The sequence below is a fragment of the Streptomyces sp. WAC06614 genome (genome assembly GCF_003949795.1).
In the GTDB taxonomy this organism is placed as follows: domain Bacteria; phylum Actinomycetota; class Actinomycetes; order Streptomycetales; family Streptomycetaceae; genus Streptomyces.
Genome location: NZ_RPRY01000726.1, coordinates 1 through 917, shown reverse-complemented (window position 1 = coordinate 917; position 917 = coordinate 1). Strand labels below are relative to the sequence as shown.

Sequence of the window (917 nt, the reverse complement as noted above, 5' to 3'; positions counted from 1 at the left end):
CCACCACGCCCCGCCGTCCCCCGAGCCCACCGGACGCGACCTGGACGCGGACCTGGCCGACCTGGTCGGTCTCCTGGCGGCCGACGGACACCACGTCCTGCGCGTCGACCTCACCCCACGGGACCCGTGGACCCCGGAACACGCACGGATACCGGTCGTACGCGTCGTCGTGCCCGGCGCCCGGTTCGCGCACCAGGCAGGGAACTGAGATGGCCACCGACACGCCCACCCCGCACCGGCCCCGCACGATCGTCACCGCCGGCCCCACCCTCACGGCCGAGGAGGTCCGCCACCACCTGCCCACCGCCGAGATCCGCCCGCCGGTGGCCGCGCACCAGGTCCTGCACTGGGGCCTGCGCGCCGGCGACCGCCTCCTGATCATCGACGGCCTGTTCCTGCACGCCCGGGCCGTCCGCCACAAGGAACTCCTCGCGCTCATCGACCAGGGCGTCGAGGTGTACGGGGCCTCCAGCATGGGGGCGCTGCGCGCCGCCGAGCTCGCCCCGTTCGGGATGACCGGCATCGGGGCCGTCTTCCGCGCCTACCGCGACCGGAAGATCGTCGGCGACGACGAGGTCGCGCTGCTCCACGCCGACGAGGACGCCGGCCACCGGCCCCTGAGCTGGGCCCTGGTCGACCTCCGCCACGCGGTGGACCACGCCTGCCGCACCGGCGTCGTCGGCCCGGAGACGGCGGAATCGATCATCGACACCGCCGCGGAACTGCCCTTCACCGCGCGCGACACCGCCACCGTCCTCGTGGCTGCGCACGACCGGGGCGCGGACCGTGACGAGTTGGACGCGTTCCGCTCCGTGTACGACCGGGGCGGACCCCGCATCAAGCGGCGCGACGCCCTGACGGCCCTGCGCGCCCGCGGCTTCCTTGACCTCGGCGACTTCGTCCACGCGGTCCGGAGC

General features: G+C 74.9%; 2 protein-coding genes. Both read left to right on the top strand.

What is annotated here, in order from left to right; all coding sequences use genetic code 11:
• Nucleotides 1-208, top strand: a 208-nt coding sequence (locus EF918_RS36150) for a YcaO-like family protein (protein ID WP_148141373.1), incomplete at its 5' end; no start/stop codon positions are given.
• A 1-nt stretch (nucleotide 209) separates the two neighbouring features.
• Nucleotides 210-917 (top strand): TfuA-like protein (locus EF918_RS36145; RefSeq protein WP_185922104.1); only part of this gene is annotated, 708 nt, incomplete at its 3' end.